Raw genomic sequence first — 17,370 nt, 5'->3', positions numbered from 1 at the left:
CTGTCACCTGGATAGACCCGCCCGCGCTTCGGAACTCATCGCATCCGAGGGAGATCCCTCCGTGCCCTCCCCGCAGCCGCCCCGGCCATCAGTCCGGCGCGACCGCCCTCACCCATATCCGGTCCTCCGTCAGATACTTGTCCACCCTTAGCCCCGCCTCCGCCAGCGCCTCCTCGAACTCCTCCTTCGTCAGCGGCCGGGCCCGGAACGTCTGGGTCCAGGTCGCGTCGGGGAACTCGTACTCCGCGCGGACCGAGTTCGTGCCGTCCCCGAGCGGTTCCGACGACACGATCCGCAGGGTGAAGCCGGAGGCATCGACCCGCTCGCGCGGTACGTTCGTGTGGTAGTCCTCGCCCTCCCGCTGGATCAGCACGCAGCCGCCGTCCGCCAGGTGGCGGACGCAGGTCCGCAGCAGGCCGTGCCGCACCTCCACGTCCCCCGTGTGCACCAGGAACGATGCGAGCAGGACCGCGTCGAACCTCTCGCCCAGGTCGAGTTCCTCGATCGGGCTGCATATCGTGCGGGCACCGCGGACGCGTACGAGCATGTCGGGGGACTCGTCCACCGCGGTGATCGAGTAGCCGCGCTCCAGCAGCGGGTGCGTCATGCGGCCCACCCCGCAGCCGAGTTCCAAAATGCGCGCACCCGCGGGCACGGCCGCGGCGATGATGTCCGGCTCGGTGCCGACGGGCAGCCGTGAGTAGAGCTCGACTGCGCAGCCGTCCGGGGTGATGGCTCCGGGACCCGTCCCGTGGTGTCCTTCTCGCATTTTCAGCTCCATGCCCGTCCAACGGACCGCATCCGCACGCCCGTTCCCGCCCACCCCGGGTTCACCCGTTCGAGTGGCGAAGGCGGCGAAGACGGAGCAAAGGCGCCGGTGTCACATTGCAGCCTCGGTCAGTTCGCCGGCATCCGCGACGCATGAGGTGTCTTTGCCTGGCCTCCGCCTTTGGAGAACGTCCGCATCGAAGAGTACGTTTCAAGGAGGAGTGGTGATCCGATGCGTACGGGCAGTGAGCCGGTGACAGCGCGCAGTGCACTGCGTATGCGCTTCTGGCTGAGCGTGTGGGGGCTGCTCTGGGCGATCTTCGGGACGGTCGCGTTCGCTCTGGCCGGGCGGACGGGGTGGGCGATCGCCTGCGGTGTGCTCTGGCTGGTGGTCACCATCGACCTTGCCGTGGTCCTCAGGCACATCCGCCAGGGCCCGCACTACCAGCCGGGCCCGGACGTCCCGCCGTACCGGCCGCCGGACGACCGCGCGCCGTAGTAGCGCCTGCTCAGCGGCGTCGGCGCGCTCTCACCCGTCGAACCGGGCCGCCTTCAGATACTGCGGCTTCGGGTCCAGCGCCGCCGCCAGGCGGAAGTGGCGCTTGGCCTGCTCGGGCCGCCCCTGGCGTTCGTACGTCCGGGCGAGCGCGAAGTGGGCGAACGCGTTGTCCGGCTCGCGCTCCAGGACGATGGTGAACTCCAGCTCCGCCGGCCGCAGCTGCGCAGCCGCGAAGAAGGCACGCGCACGCAGCAGTCGGGCCGCGGTGTTCTCCGGGTGCGCGGCGATGACTCCGTCGAGCAGCTTCACCGCGCCCCGCGGGTCCCGTGCGGCGAGCAGATGCTCAGCGGCTCGGAAGTCTATGACATGCGTCTCCGGAGTACGTCCGGTCGATCCGCTGGTGTCGGGCACGGCAGAGTCCTTCCCTTACTGACCGGATTCAACGCCCGGTCGTGGGGCCGCTATTCCTGGGGCGGCTCCTGGGACGTCCGCGCCCTCCGGACGAGATCGGCCCATACGTCTTTCACGCGCCGCTGAAGCTCCTCCAGTGGTACGTCGTTGTCGATGACGATGTCCGCGATCTTCAGACGCTGCTCGCGCGTCGCCTGGGCTGCCATACGCGCGCGTGCGTCCTCCTCGGTCATGCCCCGCAGCCGTACGAGACGGTCGAGCTGGGTCTCGGGGCTCGCGTCGACGACGACCACGAGGTCGTACAGCGGCGCCAGGCCGTTCTCGGTGAGCAGCGGGACGTCATGGACGACGACGACGTCCTCGGCGGCCGCCGTCTCCAGGTCGCGGGAGCGGGCTCCCACCAAGGGGTGCACGATCGAGTTCAGGACGGCGAGCTTGTCCGGGTCGGCGAAGACGATGGAGCCCAGCTTGGGCCGGTCCAGGCTGCCGTCCTCGGCGAGCACGTCCTCCCCGAAGGCCTCGACGACCGCGGCGAGACCGGGCGTGCCCGGCGCGACCACCTCGCGCGCGATGCGGTCCGCGTCGATCAGCACGGCCCCGCACTCGACGAGCAGCCGCGACACCTCACTCTTGCCGGCGCCGATCCCACCGGTCAGGCCCACCTTCAACATGACCGGAAGCCTAAACGCTCCGCTTGAGAGGCGGTGCAGAAGGTGCGGGCCGTTGTGGCTGGTCGCGCAGTTCCCCGCGCCCCTTTAGGGGCGCGAACCACACCCCCGATTAGTTGTCGCCCTCCCGCTCCGCCAGGAACCTCTCGAACTCCCGCCCGATCTCGTCCGCCGACGGGATCTCGGCGGGCTCGGCGAGCATGTTGCCGCGGGTTTCGGCGCCCGCGACGGCGTCGTACTGGTGCTCGAGGCCCTGGACCAGGGCGGTGAGGTCCTCGTCGCCCTCCTGGATCTGCCGGTCGATCTCGGTCTGCGTACGGTAGGCGTCCGTGCGCAGGGAGTGCGCGATGCCGGGAAGGACCAGTCCGGTGGCCGCCGTGATGGCCTCCAGGACGGTGAGCGCCGCGTCCGGGTACGGGGAGCGGGCAATGTAGTGCGGGACGTGCGCGGCCACGCCCAGGACGTCGTGCCCGGCCTCCATGAGGCGGTACTCCACGAGCGCCTCGGCGCTGCCGGGCACCTGGGCCTCGTCGAAGGGGCTTCGGTGGCCCGGTACGAGGTCGGTGCGGTTGCCGTGCGGGGTGATGCCCACGGGGCGGGTGTGCGGGACGCCCATGGGGATGCCGTGGAAGCTCACGGCGAGGCGGACGCCGAGGCGCTCCACGATCTGCTCCACGGCCGCGGCGAACCGCTCCCACTCCACGTCCGGTTCCGGGCCGGACAGCAGCAGGAAGGGGGCTCCGGTGGCGTCCTGGACCAGTCGCACGGCGAGCGTGGGCTCGTCGAAAGCCGTATAGCGGTCGCGCCGGAAGGTCAGCAGCGGGCGACGGGCGCGGTAGTCCACGAGCCGGTCGTGGTCGAAGCGGGCGACGACCTGGTGGGGCAGCGAGTCGAGGAGCCGGTCGACGATCTGGTCGCCAGTCTCGCCCGCGTCGATGTATCCGTCGAAGTGGTAGAGCATGACAAGACCGGCCGACTCCTGGGCGAGCGCCATGTCGACGACGGCCAGGCCCTTCGGCTCCCACGTGTACAAACCCTGCGGATCAAGCACTGTGACCGCTCCTCCTCGTGTTCGTACTGCACAACGTCGCCCGGGGCACGGGCATTCCCGCCCGCTGCCCTTGATCACCTGAGCCTTACAGCCCGTCAGTTACTGGTGTATCCCGTACGTTTACACAAGGGTCGAAGGTCACGCCCCCAGGGGCGCGGGGCTGCGTCGATATGCGGCTCCGCCGCGATGGGGGTCCCCCGCTCGAGCGAAGCCGAGAGTGGGGGAGCGGCGAGCCACAGACGGCCCGCAGTCGAACGACAACGGGCACCCCGACACGCCAAAGGGGCCGTACCTCGAAAGGTACGGCCCCTTTGTCAAAGGCTAAGCCTCAGCGGCAGCGTTTCAGCTCTGGCCGCCGGCCAGCTTCTCGCGCAGCGCAGCCAGCGCCTCGTCCGAGGCGAGGGCGCCGGACTGGTCGCCACCCTCGGAGGAGTACGAACCGCCGGTCGCGGCCGGAGCCGCAGCCTCGCCGCCCTCGGCGGCAGCCGCAGCGTCGGCCTCGCGGGACTTGATGACCTGCTGCTGGTGCTGCTCGAAGCGGGTCTGCGCCTCGGCGTACTGGCGCTCCCACTCCTCGCGCTGCTTCTCGTAGCCCGGCAGCCAGTCGTTGGTCTCCGGGTCGAAGCCCTCGGGGTAGATGTAGTTGCCCTGGTCGTCGTAGGACGCGGCCATGCCGTACAGGGTCGGGTCGAACTCGACTGAGGCCGGGTCGGCACCGAAGGACTCGTTGGCCTGCTTCAGCGAGAGGCTGATGCGACGGCGCTCGAGGTCGATGTCGATGACCTTGACGAAGATCTCGTCGTTGACCTGGACGACCTGCTCCGGGATCTCCACGTGGCGCTCGGCCAGCTCGGAGATGTGGACCAGACCCTCGATGCCCTCGTCGACGCGGACGAACGCACCGAACGGAACCAGCTTCGTGACCTTGCCGGGCACGACCTGGCCGATCTGGTGGGTGCGGGCGAACTGCTGCCACGGGTCTTCCTGGGTCGCCTTCAGCGACAGGGAGACACGCTCGCGGTCCATGTCGACGTCGAGGACCTCGACGGTGACCTCCTGGCCGACCTCGACGACCTCGGAGGGGTGGTCGATGTGCTTCCAGGACAGCTCGGAGACGTGGACCAGACCGTCCACGCCACCCAGGTCCACGAAGGCGCCGAAGTTGACGATCGAGGAGACGACGCCGGAACGGACCTGACCCTTCTGGAGGGTCGTGAGGAACGTCTGGCGGACCTCGGACTGGGTCTGCTCCAGCCAGGCGCGGCGGGACAGGACCACGTTGTTGCGGTTCTTGTCCAGCTCGATGATCTTGGCCTCGAGCTCCTTGCCCACGTAGGGCTGAAGGTCGCGGACGCGGCGCATCTCGACCAGGGAGGCCGGGAGGAAGCCACGGAGGCCGATGTCGAGGATGAGACCACCCTTGACGACCTCGATGACGGTACCGGTGACGATGCCGTCCTCTTCCTTGATCTTCTCGATGGTGCCCCAGGCACGCTCGTACTGGGCGCGCTTCTTCGAGAGGATCAGGCGGCCTTCCTTGTCCTCCTTCTGGAGGACCAGGGCCTCGATCTCGTCGCCCACGGCGACGACCTCGTTGGGGTCGACGTCGTGCTTGATCGAGAGCTCGCGGCTCGGGATGACACCTTCGGTCTTGTAACCGATGTCGAGCAGGACCTCGTCCCGGTCGACCTTCACGATGACGCCGTCGACGATGTCGCCGTCGTTGAAGTACTTGATCGTCTCGTCGATCGCTGCGAGGAAGGCTTCCTCGTTACCGATGTCGTTGACCGCTACCTGCGGGGTGGTGGCGGTGGTCTCGGTGCTGCTCGTCATGTGGGAAAGGGCTCCGGTACGGACATTGAAGTCGTAGGTACTGCTTACGCCGGGAGCCCGTTTCGCTCTGCAGAAGCCGGACAGCCAAGGAAGCGCCCCACCAGTGACTAATGGTGGCGCCTCGACAACCGAGGGGACATACAACAGATGCGAGCGCAGCCTGCTACGTCTGAGGTGCGCAGGCCCGCAGCGCAACTTGTAGCATACGGGGGCAGCCGGGCACGGTCAATGCGCGAAGCCGCACACCCGGGGCGGATCGCCGCATTCCCGGCACAAAACCTGTCTCTTCAGGCCACGTGGGCCTGGTGCGCCCCTCGTGTGACACCGCCGGGACGGGTTGGACGGAAGAGTACGACGAGGGAGCCGATCATCCAAGAGCCCGAAGCGAGCGAGACGGAAGCCACCCGACGCCACGCGGACGTCACGGAGAGCGCCCGGGCCAACCGGGGCTGGTGGGACCGCAACGCGGACGAGTACCAGGTCGAGCACGGCACGTTCCTCGGCGACGACCGCTTCGTGTGGGGGCCGGAGGGTCTCGACGAGGTGGAGGCGGAGCTGCTCGGCCCGCCGGAGCAGCTGAAGGACAGGGATGTCCTGGAGATCGGCGCCGGCGCGGCCCAGTGCGCGCGCTGGCTGGCCGCGCAGGGTGCCCGTCCGGTCGCCCTGGACCTCTCCCACCGCCAGCTCCAGCACGCGCTGCGGATCGGCGGATCGTTCCCTCTCGTGTGTGCGGACGCGTCCGCGCTCCCCTTCGCGGACGGCTCGTTCGACCTGGCGTGCTCGGCGTACGGTGCGCTTCCGTTCGTCGCCGATCCGCGGCTGGTGCTGCGGGAGGTGCGGCGGGTGCTGCGGCCGGGCGGGCGTTTCGTGTTCTCCGTGACGCACCCGATCCGCTGGGCGTTCCCGGACGAACCGGGCCCCGAGGGCCTGAGCGTGTCGGGGTCGTACTTCGACCGCACGCCCTACGTCGAACAGGACGACGAGGGCCGCGCGGTCTACGTCGAGCACCACAGGACGCTCGGCGACCGTGTGCGGGACATCGTGGCGTCGGGTTTCCGGCTGGTGGATCTGGTGGAGCCGGAGTGGCCGGCCTGGAACACCTCCGAGTGGGGCGGCTGGTCTCCGCTGCGGGGGAACCTGATCCCGGGGACGGCGATCTTCGTCTGCGAGCGAAGCGAGATGGGGGTCCCCCCGGCCGAAGTCCCCCAGCCTTCGGCCGGGGGTGCCCCCAGGGGGAGGGACTGACGCACGCGCGCGTGCAGGGCGTTTCCGAGTACGTACGACACTGGTTTGCGTGATCCGCTACGACGCCCTGGACCAGCTGCCCGTCCGCACTGCTCTGCCCGCCCTGCGCGAGGCCCTGGACGGACACGGCACGGCCGTCCTCGTCGCGCCGCCCGGCACCGGCAAGACGACGCTGGTGCCGCCGACGCTGGCGGGGCTGCTCGGCGAGGGACCGGCACGGCGGGTGATCGTCGCCGAGCCCCGGCGGATCGCGGCCCGGGCTGCGGCGCGGCGGATGGCGTGGCTGCTGGGCGAGAAGGTCGGCGAGAGCGTCGGCTACACCGTGCGCGGAGAGCGGGTGATCGGGCGGCACACGCGCGTGGAGGTCGTCACGACCGGTGTGCTGCTCCAGCGGCTCCAGCGGGACCAGGAGCTGAGCGGCGTGGACGTGGTCGTGCTCGACGAGGTTCACGAGCGGCATCTGGACGCGGACACGGTGGCGGCGTTCCTGTGGGACGTACGGGAGGCGCTGCGGCCGGAGCTGCGGCTGGTGGCCGCGTCGGCGACGACCGACGCCGAGGGATGGGCGCGGCTGCTGGGCGGGGCGCCGGTCGTCGAGGCGGAGGGCGCTGCGCATCCGGTCGAGGTGGTGTGGGCGCCGCCCGGGCGTCCGGTGCGGCCGCCGCACGGCATGCGGGTCGATCCCGCGTTGCTGGCGCATGTGGCGTCGGTGGTGCGGCGGGCGCTGGCCGAGCGGTCGGGGGACGTGCTGTGCTTCCTGCCCGGCGTCGGGGAGATCGCCCGCGTCGCCGGGCAGCTGGGCGATCTGGGGGATGTCGACGTGCTCCAGGTGCACGGTCGGGCGCCGACGGCGGTGCAGGACGCGGTGTTGTCGCCCGGGTCGCGGCGCCGGGTGGTGCTCGCGACGGCGGTGGCGGAGTCGTCGCTGACGGTTCCCGGCGTGCGCGTGGTCGTCGACTCGGGGCTGGCGCGGGAGCCGCGGGTGGACCATGCGCGCGGGCTGAGCGCGCTGACGACGGTGCGGGCCTCGCAGGCGGCGGGACGGCAGCGGGCGGGGCGCGCCGGGCGTGAGGCGCCGGGTGCGGTGTACCGCTGCTGGGCGGAGGCCGAGGACGCGCGGCTGCCGCGTTTTCCGTCGCCGGAGATCCTGCTGGCCGACCTGACGGCGTTCGCACTGCAGACGGCGTGCTGGGGGGATCCGGACGCGTCCGGGCTGGCATTGCTGGATCCGCCGCCGGGTGGGGCGATGGCGGCGGCGCGGGCCGCTCTCGCGGGAGTGGGCGCGGTGGACTCCGCCGGCAGAGCCACGGAGCGGGGCGTGCGTCTGGCTCGGCTGGGGTTGCATCCCCGGTTGGGGCGGGCACTGCTGGACGCGGGTCCCCTCGGTGAGGTCGCCGAGGTTGTGGCCCTGCTCAGCGAGGAGGCGCCGCGGGAGTACGGGGATGATCTCGCCGGTGCGTTGCGGGCTGCCCGGCGTGGGGGTGACGCCTACGCAGGGCGGTGGCGGGCGGAAGTTCGGCGGCTGCGGGCCGTCGTCGGGGAGCCTTCGCACCCGCCCACCCGTGACTCTCCCCCGGTGGAGGTGGACGTCGAGGTCGACCGCGCGAACGTCAGTGAGGACCGCCTGGTCGGACTCGTTGCCGCACTCGCCTTCCCTGAGCGTGTCGCCAAGGCCGACGGCGGTTCGTATCTCATGGTCTCCGGGACGCGGGCCGAGGTGGCTGAGGGGAGCGGCCTGCGTGGTGCGCCCTGGATTGCTGTCGCTGCAGCTGATCGCCCTGTCGGGAAACGGCACGCGCGCGTGCAGGTCGGGGCCGTCGTCGACGAGGACATCGCGCGGCAGGCGGCCGGCGCACTGCTCGACGAGCGGGACGAGGTCCACTGGGCCGACGGGGACGTCGTAGCGCGGCGTGTCGAGCGGCTGGGGGCCGTCGAGCTGACCGTGCGGCCGCTTGCCGACGCCGATCCCGTGCTCGTACGCGACGCGCTCCTCGAAGGCCTACGGCGAGAAGGGTTCGGCCTGTTGCGCTGGTCCGCCGACGCGGGCGTACTGCGGCAGCGGCTCGCCTTTCTGCATCTGCACCTCGGCGAGCCCTGGCCCGATGTCTCCGACGACGCGCTCCACGCGCGCGTGGACGAGTGGTTGGAGCCCGAGCTGAGCCGGGCCCGGCGGCGGGCCGATCTCTCGCGGATCGACGCCGGGGAGGCGCTCGTCCGGCTGTTGCCGTGGGCCTCCGGGGACGCCGGGCGGCTCGACGAGCTGGCCCCGGAGCGGATCACCGTACCCAGTGGGTCCAGAATCCGGATCGACTACGGCAACCCCGAACAGCCCGTCCTCGCCGTGAAGTTGCAGGAGATGTTCGGGCTGCACGAGTCGCCCTCGGTCGCCGGGGTGCCGCTCCTGGTCCATCTGCTCTCCCCCGCCGGGCGCCCCGCCGCCGTCACCGCCGACCTCGCCTCCTTCTGGAAGGACGGCTACAACGGCGTACGGGCGGAGCTGCGCGGCCGCTATCCGAAGCATCCGTGGCCCGAGGACCCCGCCACCGCCGAGCCGACCCGGCACACCAACGCCCGGCTCAGGCGGTGACCGGTTCGGGTTCGGTGTTCTTCGTCGGCTCCGGGTCGCCGGGGCGGCGGCTGCGTGCCTCCAGGTAGAGGGAGAGCGACAGGAGCAGCACGCCGAGGGTCAGGAAACCCCACGGCAGATACGACGTCATCAGCAGGACCAGCGTGCGGTTGGACTTGACCAGGTTCACGGTGTGGTCGATGTAGTCCTCGCGCATCTTCACGTGGCCGGCGAACGCGGTGACCTTGTCGCGGTCGCCGAGCAGGGTGCCGCCGCGGAGTTCCTCCTTGTGGATCTCCTCGCCGTAGACGGGGGCGCCGGTCAGCGGTTCGACCCAGAACTTGCGGACCGTGGTGTACCAGCGGGTCGTGCCCGTCTCGGCGACGGACTCGGGGGTGATTCCCTCGACGGGCATGGCCTTGGGGAAGGCGACCTTCGTCCAGGGGATGGTCTGCTCGAAGTAGTAGACCTCGACGCCGCGGAAGTTCTGGGTGCCCTTGTAGTGGATCGGGGCCGTGATGCGGGCCTGTGCGTCGAAGTACTCGTAGTCCCTCTTCTCGGTCAGGAAGGGCCATTTGAACTCGATGCCCTCGCGTTTCACGCGATCACCGTCGACCATCTCGCCCGTGGCGTGGACGGGTTCCTGAGTGTGGGCGTCGAAGATGTACCGCTCGGGGATCTTGGAGACCATCTTGCCGTCGGGGCCCTGGACATAGGACAGGCCGTCCCAGACGACGACATCCCGGTCCGCCGTCTTCTCGATCCGTTCGGAGGCCTCCACGTTGCCCTTGAGGGTCTGGACGATGGTCACTTTGTCGACCTTGCGGGCCGTCATCGTGCCGTAGTCGAGAAGGGTGGCGTCCTCGGCCTCCAGGACCATGTCCTGGTACTGGCTCGGCGGGATCTTGGCCAGGCGCGGGAAGGCGTACCAGCGCAGCAGCGGGGACAGCGCCGCGAAGAACACGGCGAGGGCGAGCAGGATCAGACCGGCCTTGCGGCGCATCTCGGCCTCCCTCCCGGGCGGTTACGGGTGCGACGGCACCGTCGTCAGCAGCGGCTTGGGTGATGTCTTGCCCGTCGGGGAGCCGAGCGCCGTGATCGTGAGGACCAGGGCGAACGCGAGGGCGAGACCGGCCGCGGCGGCGATCAGGGCGCGCATACGGGCCTCCCGGGGCGTCGGTACGGACGGGACCTGATACTTCGTCAGGTCCGGCACCGTAGCAACGCGCGCGCGAGATGAGAACACGTTGCACACATGACGAGGGCGCCCCGCCGCCGAAGCCGAGGGGCGCCCTGGTTGCCGTGTGCCTACGCCGAGGGTGAGGGTGAGGGTGAGGCGTCGGCGGATGTGCTTGCCGTCGGGCTCGGGGAGGGCGCCGCCGTCACGGTCAGCTCGACCGTCAGCACCGCGCCGCCCGTGGTGGTGATGCGCAACAGGTACGTGCCTGCGGTGTCGTCCGCGTACAGCTTGGGCAGCGTCAGCAGGCCGTCCGCGTCCGTCTCGAGACCTGTCAGGGTCCGTACGGCGGTGCCGTCGGCGTCCTTGAAGTAGGGGCCCTTGTCGTTCGCGGTCGGGTCGTCCGCCGACTTGATCAGTGTCGCGGTGGCCGCGACACCGTCCGCGGCGGCGCCCTTGTACGTCGCCTTCACCTGGACCTGGTTCGCGAACTCGCCGCCCGCCACGCAGGTCAGCGCCTCGTCGCCGGTGCGGGCGAGGCTGTCGGCGGCGCGGGCGGTGACGGTGGCGGTGTAGCCGATGCCAGGGATCGCACGGCCCACGACGGAGGCCCGGACGGTGAAGTCGCCGGTCTTCTCGCCCGCCTGCAGGGCCGGAGCGAGGGCCACGCCGGCCGTGCCGGTGACCATCGTGGCCACCTTCTCACCGCCGGTGAAGGTGGTGTCGGTGTCGCCGACGATCGAGAACCGGATCCGCACCTTGGCGACGCCCTTGCCGGCCTCGGTCTCGGCCCGGGCGCTGATCCGCTCGTCGAAGGTGTCGCCCGCCATGGCGGTCAGCTGCGCCGTGCCCGCGTCCTCGAGGTGGTCCACCGTGTCGGTGGGGGTCTGCGGGGTGCCCGGCGGAGTGCTCGGTGGAGTGCTCGGCGGGGTCGAAGGGGGAGGCGTCGGGCTGGTGGAACCGCCGCCGGAGGGCGGCTTCGGCGACTGGGTCCCCGGCTTCTTGGACGGCGGCTTCGGCGAGGGGCTCGACCCGGCGGGCTCGTCGCTGCGGTCGGAGGGGAGCTGGCCGGTGCCGTCCGGGACCTCGTGGGTGCCCTTGCGGTAGTACTCCAGCCACGACAGGACGGTGTTGAGGTAGTCCGTCGAGTTGTTGTAGCTGAGGATCGCGCTGTTGAGGTCGGAGTCGGTCGACAGGTCCCAGCCGAAGCGGCACAGGTAGTGGCCGGCCGCGAGGGCGGCGTCGTAGATGTTGTTGGGGTCCTTCAGGCCGTCGTCGTTGCCGTCACGGCCGGCCCACGCCCAGGTCGACGGGATGAACTGCATGGGGCCCACGGCCCGGTCGTACGCCGAGTCGCCGTCGTAGCGGCCGTTGTCGGTGTCGCTGATGTTCGCGAAGCCGTTGCCGTTCAGCTGGGGGCCCAGGATGGCGGTGATCGTGGTGCCGTTCGCGTCGACGTTGCCGCCGCGCGCCTGGCCCGACTCGACCTTGCCGATGGCGGCGAGGAGCTCCCAGGGCAGGTTGCAGCCGGGCTTCGACGCGCGCAGCTCGTCCGCGGCCTCCTTGTAGGCGTCCAGGACGGTCGCCGGTATGCCGGCGGCCGCGTCGCCCGTGATCGGATCCGCCGTGGCGGAGGGCGAGGGGGTGGGGCTGTCCAGCGGCGGCAGGTCCGTGTAGTACGGCGAGTTGCCGGTCGCACTGTCCCCGGCAGGCGCGTCGGGTGAGGGCTGGGTGCCGGTGGCGGGCTGTCTGCCGGAGTCGTCGGTCACCAGTCCCGGACCCTGGGACGCGGCCAGCGCCGCAACCGCCACCGCGGCCACGGTGGTGTTCATCGCCCCCTTGCGCAGCCTCCTGCCGAATTGCGCCGCCATGAAGTGAACCCCTCCCATGGGCGTCCGGGCGCCCGTCGCTGTCTGCCCTGCCGCGATGTCCTGTTCGCGACGTTCCGTCTCAGGTGCCCTGTGGCATTGTTCTGTTGGCGATACGACGCGCTCCCCGGCACGTCAACCCAGGCGACCCTACGACAACTTCCTGCGCACGGGCACCCGTTCGTGCCCGATTTTCACCGCTTGGCCATACGCAGTTGGGCCGTCGGCCGCATCTCGGGCCCCGCATACTGGACGTCAACGTCCGCCATGGGGAGCACTGTTGCCGTTCACTCTGAGTCACGCGGCAGCCGTGCTGCCCGCGGTACGTACCGACGGTACCGGCCGTGGCCTGCTGGTGCCGGCCGTCCTTGTGGCGGGCTCCTTCGCGCCCGACATGACCTATTACGCGGCGAGTGTGCTGCCCGATGCGATGGAGTTCGGCGAGGTGACGCACTCCTTCCCGGGCGTGTTCACGGTCGACGTGCTGGTCGCCTGGGTGCTGGTGGGACTGTGGCTGCTCGTCCGCGAACCGCTGGTGGCTCTGCTGCCGCGGGGGTGGCGGCCACGGGTGGCCACGCTCCTGCGCTGCGGGGCGCCACGCACGCGCGTGCGGCCGGTTTCGGTGGCGTGGTGGTACGTGTCCGCGGCGCTCGGAGCGCTCACGCATGTCGTGTGGGACGCGTTCACCCATCTCGACCGGTGGGGGATGCGGCTGTTTCCCGTCCTGGGGCAGGAGGTGGCGGGGTCACCGCTGTACTGGTACCTGCAGTACGGGGGTTCGGCTCTGGCCGCGGCCGTCATCGCCGCGTTCGTGGCCTACTCGCTGCGGCGCGTGTCCGCGGCCCAGCCGGTGGGTGTGCCCTCGCTGTCGGTACGGGACCGCTGGTGGGCCGGTGCCGTGATCGGCGGCTGTGCGCTGGTCGCGGCAGTGCACCGGGCGGCGCGGTGGTGGCAGTACTGGGGATCCGTCGCCAAGCCGTGGGAACTGATTCCGACGCTGTGCTTCGGAGCCGGGGCGGGACTCGTCCTGGGGGTGCTGTTGTACGCCGTGGGGGTGCGGCTCCGGCGGCCGGCTCGGGTCGCCTCTAGTGTCTTGTGATCCTGTTCATGGAACCTGAGGCGTCTGTGATCGTTGAGTCTGGTATGGATCTCTCCTCTGAACAGATTGCTGAGCTGCGGGAGTTGGCGGGTTCGCGGCATGTGCCGGCTGTCGTGGCGCTTCGCGCGCGGGTCGTGTTGTGGTCGGCCGAAGGGCGGCGGCGAAAGGACATCGCCGAGCTCGCCGGTGTGGCACCGCTGACGGTGGACCGGTGCAAGTCCCGCTATGCCGAGCGTGGTGTTGCCGGGCTGGAGGACAAACGCCGGGGCGGGCCGCGAACTCAGGTGCCGCCTCGGGTGCGGGCGCGGGTGATCGCCTTGACGAGGATGTCCCCGCCGGCGGATTCCGGGCTCTCGCACTGGTCGACGCGATCGCTGGCCGACCACTTGAAGCGGCGCGAGGGCATCTCGGTGTCCTGGCACTACGTTGCCCGCATCTGGCGTGAGGAGAATCTGAAACCGCACCGCTCGGGCACCTTCAAGATCTCGAAAGACCCGGCGTTCGCGGAGAAGGTCGCCGACATCGTCGGCCTGTACCTGGCCCCGCCCGGTGGCGCCGTAGTGCTGTCGGTCGACGAGAAGACGCAGGTGCAGGCGCTGGACCGGACCCAGCCGGTGCTGCCGGTGGCCTTCGCGGCCACCGAGCAGCGCACCCATGACTACGTCCGGCACGGCACCACGAACCTGTTCGCCGCGCTGAACGTCGCGACCGGAGAAGTGCTGGGCGAGTGCAAGCCGAGCCGGAACGGCGCGAACTTCCTGGCGTTTTTGAAGAAGGCCGTCAAGCCGCACGCGGGGAAGGAGATCCATGTCGTCCTGGACAACCTCTCCACGCACACCACCCCGGGCGTGAAGGCGTGGCTGGCGAAAAACCCGCACGTCCACTTCCATTTCACTCCCGTCGGGTCCTCGTGGCTGAACCAGATCGTGCGACACGAAAGCCGCTTGAGAAGAGCGGACTCACCGAAGGAGGATCGACTGATGTCGAAGGTGTAGCTCCCGAGCCAGTGCACAGGGCTCGTTCCCGCCTCAGCGTGCGTCGTGAGTAATCGCGGGGTGCGAAGCCTGGGGAAATGCCCAAGGATCCTCGTTCCATCCGGGGGTTACAGGCTGGGAAATGCCGGACGGGTGAATGCGAATGAACCCTTGATGATGCCTCGTCATGAGCACTCTCGCCGATGGGTCGTTTCAGCGAGAGATAGGGACTGGCCGCTGGAAATCGGCAGGCGCCGACTGGGGAAATCTGGCCAGTCGGGAGTGCACCGCCGTCCCCGGGGTGCAGAGGGCCCCCTCACCGGCAGCATCTCTCTCATGCGGAACGTGACAACCCCGATGGAGTCCAGGCAATGCAATTCTGACCTGGTAAGCCAACCGCAAGGAAGGCCCAACTCTCCAGCGGGCGCAGGAAGACCCAGCAAGCGAATGCCGGTCGCCGAAAGGCAACAGGAAACCGGGAACCATGCGCTGACACCTCCGTCGGTGGTCCCCGCATAACTGGCCGGATAGGGGCCGATGTCCCGGCCTGAAAGGGCGCTGACGTGGGTCTGGTGAGCCCGTGAAGAAACGATGACCAAAGACACCTGAACCGAAGGGCAAGTTGGACGCCGTGACGACACACGTGGCTGGGGCGGCGCAAGCCGCTGCGACCGCAGCCGGCATGGCGAACGGACCGGAGGACGAGATCACCGACTGGCCGTCGATCGACTGGCGGACCGTCGAGGACGACGTACGGCGTCTGCGGCAACGCATCTTCACGGCATCGCAGGCAGGAGACCTGGCCAAGGTCAGGAATCTGCAGAAGTTGATGCTCCGCTCCCGCGCCAACACACTCGCGAGTGTGCGGCGGGTCACGGAAGTCAACGCTGGCCGCAAGACGGCGGGCATCGACGGGAAAGTCGTCCTGCTGCCCCAGGGAAAGGCCGAGTTGGCCGACTGGGTCCAGCATGGCGCGGCCCCGTGGAAGCCCAAGCCCGTCAAGCGGGTGTATATAGCCAAGGCGAATGGGAAGCAGCGCCCACTTGGAATTCCTGTGATCGCCGACAGATGCCTTCAAGCTCTGACGCTGAATGCACTGGAGCCCGAGTGGGAGGCACGGCTGGAACCGAAGGTCTACGGTTTCCGTCCAGGCCGTGGCTGTCATGACGCGATCGTTGCCATCCACACGACGGCGAGCGGCAAGAACGCCAAACGCTTGTGGGTGCTCGACGCGGACTTGAAAGCGGCATTCGACCGAATCGACCACGATCACCTGCTCGCGTCATTGGGCTCCTTTCCCGGGAGGGGAATGATCGCCGGATGGCTGAAGGCGGGTGTGGTCGAGAAAGGTTGGTTCACCCCCACGGTGGAGGGAACTCCCCAGGGCGGGGTGATCAGTCCCGCGTTGTTGAACATCGCCTTGCACGGCATGGGAAAGGCTGCTGGAGTCCGCTACCAGAATCTCGGCAGTGATGCCACGATTCTGGCGCGCGATTCTCCGGTTCTGGTCGTCTACGCCGACGACCTTCTCGCCCTGTGTCATTCTCGGGAACAGGCCGAGCAGGTCAAGGCGCGGCTGACTGTGTGGCTCGCGCCCCGGGGCCTGGCCTTCAACGAGGACAAGACGCGCATTGTCCACCTCGATGAGGGCTGCGACTTCCTGGGGTTCAACATCCGACGCTACCGCAGCAAGCTGCTGACCAAACCGAGCAACGCGGCCTTGCGGCGGATCCGGGAACGGCTTGCCGCCGAGGTGCTGGCCCTGCGAGGGGCCAACGCCGACGCGGTGATCGCCAAGCTCAACCCGATCATCAAGGGCTGGGCTGCCTACTACCGGATCGGGGTGTCCAAGCGGGCGTTCAACTCGCTGGACGCCTACGTGTGGAGACTGGTCTACAAGTGGGCCAAGTTCTCCCACCCGAACAAGCCGATGCGCTGGGTGACTGCCCGGTACTTCGCCATGTTCAACCCGTTCAGGCAGGACACATGGGTATTCGGGGACCGCACCAGCGGTTTCTACCTCTACAAGTTCGCCTGGACGCCGATCGTCCGGCACCGGATGGTGCCAGGGAGGGCGTCAACCGACGATCCCGCCCTGGCCGACTTCTGGGCCAAGCGGTGCCGCCGCGGCAAACTCCCGCTGGGCAAGGGCACCTTGCATCTGTTGCAGATGCAAGACGGCCGATGTCCGCTCTGCGGAGGGCTGCTGCTGCACGCCGACCACGAGCCGCAAACTCCCGACCAGTGGGAGCAGTGGCTCAAGGTCACCCGCATCGCGATCCGCAAACACGCGGTCACCGCCGAAGCGGGCAACGGCAAGCCGGACAAACCCGCCGCCTCACGCCTGATACACACCCACTGCCGGCGTCGGCTGGCCACTGGCCCCGGCCGGTGACCAGCACTTCTGTTCGCCCGCGAGCCCAAGGGGCTTGCTTGAGCCGGTTGCCTGGAAAGCGGGCACGGCCGGTTCTGAGGGGGGACCGCTGCAGCAATGCAGCGGTCCTACCCGACGAGATCTGGTTCGGGATCATCACCCGGCAGTCCATCCGCCGTGGCACGTTCTCCAGCGTCAACGTCCTGGTCAAACAGATCCGCGACTACATCAACTCCTGGAACGAGAACGCGAAACCCTTCACCTGGACCGCCACCGCCGACGAGATCCTCGCCAAGGTCCGCCTCGTCCAGACCAGCGTGAAGAAACTCGTCAACAACAACTCGAAGTAACACAATCAGGATCACGAGACACTAGTGATTCCAGAGGGGCCGGCAGGGAGCGGGACCGGAGCCGTCAGGGGGCTTGATGGCTGGGACGGTGGGGAGGGTCGCGGTGAACACGGTGAGTGTGTGCGTCGGGCGCGGCGGCCGGGGCAGCTGGGCGAGGAGCAGGGCCAGGTAGCCGCGGGCCAGGCCGGCCCACAGGCGCCAGACGGCGGTGTCTCTGGCGCGTACGACGGCGGGTTTCCGGAATTCCCGGTGAGCGAGGCGGCGGCGTAGCTCCGCGGCGGCGTGTCTCAGGGCCGTCACCGGGTCGGTGGGGATGCGGGCGGTGCTTGCGCCGACCGCGTGGGTCGGGGCCGGCGGGATCGCCGTCCGGCGGTTGAGCATGCGTATACCCATGGCCGCATCTTGACCGGCGGGGGCGGCGGGGGGCTTTTCCGCGGGGGCCACGCGGGTGACGGGTCCCTCCGGGGGTGGGCCGGGTGCCTCGCGT

At 69.5% G+C, this 17,370-nt stretch carries 16 protein-coding genes; 7 read left to right on the top strand and 9 right to left on the bottom strand.

Annotated elements, in window-relative coordinates; all coding sequences use genetic code 11:
• Positions 1 to 88 precede the first annotated feature (88 nt).
• Positions 89 to 769: a class I SAM-dependent methyltransferase gene (locus tag ACKTSN_RS34600; protein WP_409472715.1), complete on the bottom strand. Its 681-nt coding sequence runs from the start codon at positions 767 to 769 to the stop codon at positions 89 to 91.
• A 231-nt stretch (positions 770 to 1,000) separates the two neighbouring features.
• Here ACKTSN_RS34600 and ACKTSN_RS34595 point away from each other — a divergent pair, with 231 nt between their 5' ends.
• Positions 1,001 to 1,267 (top strand): DUF6343 family protein, encoded by a 267-nt coding sequence (locus tag ACKTSN_RS34595; protein ID WP_409472714.1) that lies wholly within the window; start codon positions 1,001 to 1,003, stop codon positions 1,265 to 1,267.
• 30 nt (positions 1,268 to 1,297) lie between these two features.
• Here ACKTSN_RS34595 and ACKTSN_RS34590 read toward each other — a convergent pair whose 3' ends face one another.
• The 4 genes from ACKTSN_RS34590 to rpsA all read right to left on the bottom strand — a co-directional run bounded on the left by ACKTSN_RS34590 (position 1,298) and on the right by rpsA (position 5,230).
• Positions 1,298 to 1,678, bottom strand: coding sequence for a tetratricopeptide repeat protein (locus ACKTSN_RS34590; protein ID WP_385258448.1), 381 nt, complete (start codon positions 1,676 to 1,678; stop codon positions 1,298 to 1,300).
• Positions 1,679 to 1,728: 50 nt separating this feature from the next.
• On the bottom strand, positions 1,729 to 2,349 hold the full coding sequence (gene coaE, locus ACKTSN_RS34585; protein ID WP_409472713.1) for a dephospho-CoA kinase: 621 nt from the start codon (positions 2,347 to 2,349) through the stop codon (positions 1,729 to 1,731).
• A 109-nt stretch (positions 2,350 to 2,458) separates the two neighbouring features.
• Positions 2,459 to 3,397, bottom strand: a complete 939-nt coding sequence (locus tag ACKTSN_RS34580) for a PAC2 family protein (RefSeq protein ID WP_409472712.1) — start codon at positions 3,395 to 3,397, stop codon at positions 2,459 to 2,461.
• A 342-nt stretch (positions 3,398 to 3,739) separates the two neighbouring features.
• Positions 3,740 to 5,230 (bottom strand): 30S ribosomal protein S1, encoded by a 1,491-nt coding sequence (rpsA, locus tag ACKTSN_RS34575; RefSeq protein ID WP_409472711.1) that lies wholly within the window; start codon positions 5,228 to 5,230, stop codon positions 3,740 to 3,742.
• 318 nt (positions 5,231 to 5,548) lie between these two features.
• On the opposite strand from rpsA, the gene ACKTSN_RS34570 reads away from it, so the two are divergent.
• Together ACKTSN_RS34570 and hrpB are read left to right on the top strand one after the other, a co-directional pair.
• Positions 5,549 to 6,475, top strand: a complete 927-nt coding sequence (locus ACKTSN_RS34570) for a class I SAM-dependent methyltransferase (protein WP_409472710.1) — start codon at positions 5,549 to 5,551, stop codon at positions 6,473 to 6,475.
• 49 nt (positions 6,476 to 6,524) lie between these two features.
• Complete coding sequence (hrpB, locus tag ACKTSN_RS34565) at positions 6,525 to 9,062, top strand: ATP-dependent helicase HrpB (protein ID WP_409472709.1); 2,538 nt, start codon at positions 6,525 to 6,527, stop codon at positions 9,060 to 9,062.
• On the opposite strand, the gene ACKTSN_RS34560 is transcribed toward hrpB, so the two are convergent.
• From ACKTSN_RS34560 to ACKTSN_RS34550, 3 genes are all read right to left on the bottom strand, one after another.
• The gene (locus ACKTSN_RS34560) at positions 9,052 to 10,044 is read right to left on the bottom strand and encodes a DUF3068 domain-containing protein (RefSeq protein ID WP_224733187.1); all 993 of its coding nucleotides are present in this window, start codon (positions 10,042 to 10,044) and stop codon (positions 9,052 to 9,054) included. The two genes, hrpB and ACKTSN_RS34560, sit on opposite strands and share 11 nt — an antisense overlap.
• Before the next feature lie 21 nt (positions 10,045 to 10,065).
• Positions 10,066 to 10,200 carry an SPW_0924 family protein gene (locus ACKTSN_RS34555; protein ID WP_129797531.1) on the bottom strand — a complete coding sequence of 45 codons (135 nt, stop codon included), beginning with the start codon at positions 10,198 to 10,200 and terminating at the stop codon, positions 10,066 to 10,068.
• A gap of 149 nt (positions 10,201 to 10,349) precedes the next feature.
• On the bottom strand, positions 10,350 to 12,089 hold the full coding sequence (locus ACKTSN_RS34550) for a lytic transglycosylase domain-containing protein (protein ID WP_409472708.1): 1,740 nt from the start codon (positions 12,087 to 12,089) through the stop codon (positions 10,350 to 10,352).
• Positions 12,090 to 12,366: 277 nt separating this feature from the next.
• Here ACKTSN_RS34550 and ACKTSN_RS34545 point away from each other — a divergent pair, with 277 nt between their 5' ends.
• The 4 genes from ACKTSN_RS34545 to ACKTSN_RS34530 all read left to right on the top strand — a co-directional run bounded on the left by ACKTSN_RS34545 (position 12,367) and on the right by ACKTSN_RS34530 (position 16,883).
• The gene (locus tag ACKTSN_RS34545) at positions 12,367 to 13,185 is read left to right on the top strand and encodes a DUF4184 family protein (protein ID WP_409472707.1); all 819 of its coding nucleotides are present in this window, start codon (positions 12,367 to 12,369) and stop codon (positions 13,183 to 13,185) included.
• Positions 13,186 to 13,229: 44 nt separating this feature from the next.
• Entirely contained in the window at positions 13,230 to 14,180 is a 951-nt protein-coding gene (locus ACKTSN_RS34540) for an IS630 family transposase (protein WP_409472706.1), read from the top strand.
• Positions 14,181 to 14,841: 661 nt separating this feature from the next.
• Positions 14,842 to 16,554 carry a group II intron reverse transcriptase/maturase gene (ltrA, locus tag ACKTSN_RS34535; protein ID WP_409467920.1) on the top strand — a complete coding sequence of 571 codons (1,713 nt, stop codon included), beginning with the start codon at positions 14,842 to 14,844 and terminating at the stop codon, positions 16,552 to 16,554.
• A 38-nt stretch (positions 16,555 to 16,592) separates the two neighbouring features.
• Positions 16,593 to 16,883, top strand: a complete 291-nt coding sequence (locus tag ACKTSN_RS34530) for a hypothetical protein (protein WP_409467919.1) — start codon at positions 16,593 to 16,595, stop codon at positions 16,881 to 16,883.
• 21 nt (positions 16,884 to 16,904) lie between these two features.
• On the opposite strand, the gene ACKTSN_RS34525 is transcribed toward ACKTSN_RS34530, so the two are convergent.
• Complete coding sequence (locus tag ACKTSN_RS34525; RefSeq protein WP_409472705.1) at positions 16,905 to 17,276, bottom strand: hypothetical protein; 372 nt, start codon at positions 17,274 to 17,276, stop codon at positions 16,905 to 16,907.
• Positions 17,277 to 17,370: the final 94 nt, after the last annotated feature.

The sequence above is a fragment of the Streptomyces flavusporus genome, assembly GCF_046267975.1.
In the GTDB taxonomy this organism is placed as follows: domain Bacteria; phylum Actinomycetota; class Actinomycetes; order Streptomycetales; family Streptomycetaceae; genus Streptomyces; species Streptomyces flavusporus.
This window is presented reverse-complemented; position numbering and strand designations above follow the sequence as displayed.

Excerpts from the sequence above, each read along its gene's own strand:
- ACKTSN_RS34600 (WP_409472715.1), bottom strand. The coding sequence starts at position 769 with ATGCGAGAAGGACACCACGGGACGGGTCCCGGAGCCATCACCCCGGAC.
- ACKTSN_RS34595 (WP_409472714.1), top strand. The coding sequence starts at position 1,001 with ATGCGTACGGGCAGTGAGCCGGTGACAGCGCGCAGTGCACTGCGTATG.
- coaE (WP_409472713.1), bottom strand. The coding sequence starts at position 2,349 with ATGTTGAAGGTGGGCCTGACCGGTGGGATCGGCGCCGGCAAGAGTGAG.
- rpsA (WP_409472711.1), bottom strand. The coding sequence starts at position 5,230 with ATGACGAGCAGCACCGAGACCACCGCCACCACCCCGCAGGTAGCGGTC.
- ACKTSN_RS34560 (WP_224733187.1), bottom strand. The coding sequence starts at position 10,044 with ATGCGCCGCAAGGCCGGTCTGATCCTGCTCGCCCTCGCCGTGTTCTTC.
- ACKTSN_RS34555 (WP_129797531.1), bottom strand. The coding sequence starts at position 10,200 with ATGCGCGCCCTGATCGCCGCCGCGGCCGGTCTCGCCCTCGCGTTCGCC.
- ACKTSN_RS34550 (WP_409472708.1), bottom strand. The coding sequence starts at position 12,089 with ATGGCGGCGCAATTCGGCAGGAGGCTGCGCAAGGGGGCGATGAACACC.
- ACKTSN_RS34540 (WP_409472706.1), top strand. The coding sequence starts at position 13,230 with ATGGATCTCTCCTCTGAACAGATTGCTGAGCTGCGGGAGTTGGCGGGT.
- ltrA (WP_409467920.1), top strand. The coding sequence starts at position 14,842 with ATGGCGAACGGACCGGAGGACGAGATCACCGACTGGCCGTCGATCGAC.
- ACKTSN_RS34525 (WP_409472705.1), bottom strand. The coding sequence starts at position 17,276 with ATGGGTATACGCATGCTCAACCGCCGGACGGCGATCCCGCCGGCCCCG.